Raw genomic sequence first — 1,081 nt, forward strand, 5'->3', positions numbered from 1 at the left:
TGTCGTCGCCGTCATTGCCGATGAGGGTGTTGTTCTGGCTGTCGCCGGAGATCTGGTCGTCGCCCGAGCCGGCGATGACCGCCTCGATGCTGTCGAGCGTGTCGGAGCCGATCTCTTCGCCTGACGCCGTGCCGGCTTCGAGGTCGACGGTGATGGTGTTGGTGGCGCTGCTGGCATCGAGCGTGTCGAAGCCGGTGCCGCCGGCATAGTGGTCGTCGCCGTCGTCGGTGTCGGTGGCTGCGGCCGGTGTTGCCTGCGCCAGGCGGGCCTCTTCGCTGCTCGGCCCGGTGGCGATGACGTCGTTGCCGGCGCCGGCCAGAACCGTGTCATCGCCGGTACCGCCGGCAAGCGTATCGTCCTCGCTGCCGCCATCGACCAGATCGTCGCCGGCATCGCCCTCGAGACGATCCTTGCCGTCTTCGCCGAACAGCCGGTCGTCGCCGGTGCCGCCCGACAGCGTATCGTCGCCGGCCTCGCCGATCAGGATGTCGTCGCCGGCCTCGCCATAGAGCTGGTCGTTGCCGGCGCCGCCGAACAGAATGTCGTTGCCATTGCCGCCGAACAGCCGGTCATCGCCGTCTTCGCCATGAAGGGTATCGTTGCCGTCACCGCCAAGCAGCGTGTCGTTGCCGGTGCCGCCGAGGATCAGGTCGTCGTCCTCGCGGCCATAGACGATATCGTCGCCGCCAAGGGCTGCGATGATGTCGGGGTGCGGCGTGCCCAGGAGAACGTCGGGTCCCTCGGTGCCCTTGATCTCATGCGCCGGCCAGTCGATGAGCGCAAGCAGCGCGCCATTGGCGACGCTGCCGGTGCCGTCGGAGACGGTATAGCTGAAGGTGACCTGGCCGATCTCGCCGCGATCCGGCGTATAGAGCCACATGCCGTCGGAGTAGGCGCGCACCGAACCGGAAGAGACAGTGAGATTGGCGATCGTCAGCCGGTCGCCGTCGGGGTCAAGCGTGTTGGCGAGCAGATCATCGAGCAGGATGATCGCCGACAGGTTCATGAAGCCGTTGGCAAGAATGTTGCGGCCGGTGACCACCGGCAGCCGGTTGGCGCGGGTGGCGCCGTCATCGTCATC

1 protein-coding gene is annotated in these 1,081 nt (G+C 67.3%); it reads right to left on the minus strand.

The genetic code is table 11. The annotated features are described in order from the left end of the window. Window positions 1-1,081 (minus strand): calcium-binding protein (locus tag AC1Q80_RS30775; protein ID WP_492362933.1); only part of this gene is annotated, 1,081 nt, incomplete at both ends.

Source organism: Ensifer sp. GW823-FHT05D09 (genome assembly GCF_058795755.1).